Source organism: Enterococcus lemanii (assembly GCF_016909125.1).
Taxonomy (GTDB): domain Bacteria; phylum Bacillota; class Bacilli; order Lactobacillales; family Enterococcaceae; genus Enterococcus_I; species Enterococcus_I lemanii.
Window position 1 is genome coordinate 1 of record NZ_JAFBFD010000070.1, and the last position, 3,243, is coordinate 3,243.

The 3,243-nt window shown below is 49.6% G+C and carries 2 rRNA genes; both read right to left on the reverse strand.

What is annotated here, in order from left to right:
* Positions 1-116, reverse strand: a 5S ribosomal RNA gene (gene rrf / locus JOD14_RS12985).
* Positions 117-202: 86 nt separating this feature from the next.
* Positions 203-3,115, reverse strand: a 23S ribosomal RNA gene (locus JOD14_RS12990).
* Positions 3,116-3,243: the final 128 nt, after the last annotated feature.

Genomic DNA, 3,243 nt, shown 5'->3' on the forward strand with positions numbered 1-3,243 from the left:
GCGTGGCGACGTCCTGCTCTCACAAAGGGAAACCCTTCACTACAATCGGCGCTAAGAAGCTTAACTTCTGTGTTCGGCATGGGTACAGGTGTATCCTTCTTGCTATCGCCACCACACTATTTTATTTGGTTAAGTAAGCGTTGCTCACTCAAAACTGGATTTGAAGAATCTTTTCAAAAAATCAAACAAAGAATTATTTTATTTGGTTAAGTCCTCGAACGATTAGTATCAGTCCGCTCCGTACATCACTGCACTTCCACTCCTGACCTATCTACCTGATCATCTCTCAGGGTTCTTACTTTCTTAAAGAAATGGGAAATCTCATCTTGAGGTGGGCTTCACACTTAGATGCTTTCAGCGTTTATCCCTTCCCTACATAGCTACCCAGCGATGCCTCTGGCGAGACAACTGGTACACCAGCGGTAAGTCCATCCCGGTCCTCTCGTACTAAGGACAGCTCCTCTCAAATTTCCAACGCCCGCGACGGATAGGGACCGAACTGTCTCACGACGTTCTGAACCCAGCTCGCGTGCCGCTTTAATGGGCGAACAGCCCAACCCTTGGGACCGACTACAGCCCCAGGATGCGACGAGCCGACATCGAGGTGCCAAACCTCCCCGTCGATGTGGACTCTTGGGGGAGATAAGCCTGTTATCCCCAGGGTAGCTTTTATCCGTTGAGCGATGGCCCTTCCATGCGGAACCACCGGATCACTAAGCCCGACTTTCGTCCCTGCTCGAGTTGTAGCTCTCGCAGTCAAGCTCCCTTATGCCTTTGCACTCTACGAATGATTTCCAACCATTCTGAGGGAACCTTTGGGCGCCTCCGTTACCTTTTAGGAGGCGACCGCCCCAGTCAAACTGCCCATCTGACACTGTCTCCCACCACGATTAGTGGTGCGGGTTAGAGTGGCCATAACGCAAGGGTAGTATCCCACCATTGCCTCCATCGAAACTGGCGTCCCGATCTCTACGGCTCCTACCTATCCTGTACATGCGGTACAGACACTCAATATCAAACTACAGTAAAGCTCCATGGGGTCTTTCCGTCCTGTCGCGGGTAACCTGCATCTTCACAGGTACTAAAATTTCACCGAGTCTCTCGTTGAGACAGTGCCCAAATCGTTACGCCTTTCGTGCGGGTCGGAACTTACCCGACAAGGAATTTCGCTACCTTAGGACCGTTATAGTTACGGCCGCCGTTTACTGGGGCTTCAATTCGTACCTTCGCTTGCGCTAAGCACTCCTCTTAACCTTCCAGCACCGGGCAGGCGTCAGCCCCTATACTTCATCTTACGATTTTGCAGAGACCTGTGTTTTTGATAAACAGTCGCTTGGGCCTATTCACTGCGGCTGTTCTTGCGAACAGCACCCCTTCTCCCGAAGTTACGGGGTCATTTTGCCGAGTTCCTTAACGAGAGTTCTCTCGCTCACCTTAGGATACTCTCCTCGACTACCTGTGTCGGTTTACGGTACGGGCCGTTGTTTTCTCACTAGAAGCTTTTCTTGGCAGTGTGACATCAGGAACTTCGGTACTAAATTTCCCTCCCCATCACAGCTTGTCCTTGATAAGTAAAAGCATTTGACTCTCACTCAGACTCACTGCTTGGACAGACATTTCCAATCGTCTGCATTCCTTAGCCTCCTGCGTCCCTCCATTGCTCAAACAAAAACAACGGGTACAGGAATATCAACCTGTTATCCATCGCCTACGCCTTTCGGCCTCGGCTTAGGTCCCGACTAACCCTGGGCGGACGAGCCTTCCCCAGGAAACCTTAGTCATACGGTGGACAGGATTCTCACCTGTCTTTCGCTACTCATACCGGCATTCTCACTTCTAAGCGCTCCAGCAGTCCTCACGATCTACCTTCAACGCCCTTAGAACGCTCTCCTACCAATGCACTTACGTGCATTCCACAGCTTCGGTAATATGTTTAGCCCCGGTACATTTTCGGCGCAGGGTCACTCGACTAGTGAGCTATTACGCACTCTTTAAATGGTGGCTGCTTCTGAGCCAACATCCTAGTTGTCTGTGCAACCCCACATCCTTTTCCACTTAACATATATTTTGGGACCTTAGCTGGTGGTCTGGGCTGTTTCCCTTTCGACTATGGATCTTATCACTCACAGTCTGACTGCCAGATACAAATGAATGGCATTCGGAGTTTATCTGAATTCGGTAACCCGAGATGGGCCCCTAGTCCAAACAGTGCTCTACCTCCATCATTCTTAACTCTGACGCTAGCCCTAAAGCTATTTCGGAGAGAACCAGCTATCTCCAAGTTCGTTTGGAATTTCTCCGCTACCCACACCTCATCCCCGCACTTTTCAACGTACGTGGGTTCGGTCCTCCAGTGCGTTTTACCGCACCTTCAACCTGGACATGGGTAGATCACATGGTTTCGGGTCTACGACCACCTACTCATTCGCCCTATTCAGACTCGCTTTCGCTACGGCTCCGTCTCTTCGACTTAACCTCGCAGATAATCGTAACTCGCCGGTTCATTCTACAAAAGGCACGCTATCACCCATTAACGGGCTTTAACTTGTTGTAGGCACACGGTTTCAGGTTCTATTTCACTCCCCTTCCGGGGTGCTTTTCACCTTTCCCTCACGGTACTGGTTCACTATCGGTCACTAGGGAGTATTTAGCCTTGGGAGATGGTCCTCCCGGATTCCGACGGAATTCCTCGTGTTCCGCCGTACTCAGGATCCTCCTAGGTGCCTTCCAAATTTCGTCTACGGGGTTTTTACCCTCTTTGACGGACTTTTCCAAATCCTTCGACTATCTGAAAAGACTACCATATTGGAGTCCTACAACCCCAACAAGCAAGCTTGTTGGTTTGGGCTTTTCCCGTTTCGCTCGCCGCTACTCAGGGAATCGAATTTTCTTTCTCTTCCTGCAGGTACTTAGATGTTTCAGTTCTCTGCGTCTACCTCTAACCAGCTATGTATTCACTGGAAAGTAACATCCTATAAAAGATGCTGGGTTCCCCCATTCGGAAATCTCTGGATCAAAGCTTACGTACAGCTCCCCAAAGCATATCGGTGTTCGTCCCGTCCTTCATCGGCTCCTAGTGCCAAGGCATCCACCGTGCGCCCTTATTCACTTAACCTTATCAACCTTGCGGTTGGGTTTTGACTTCCCTTCTAGCGATAGAAGTTTCATCAAGATAAATAAGCAATTGAACTTATTAAAAAACTCATTCAACGCGGTGTTCTCGGTTTGTTTTTTTGATTTTTT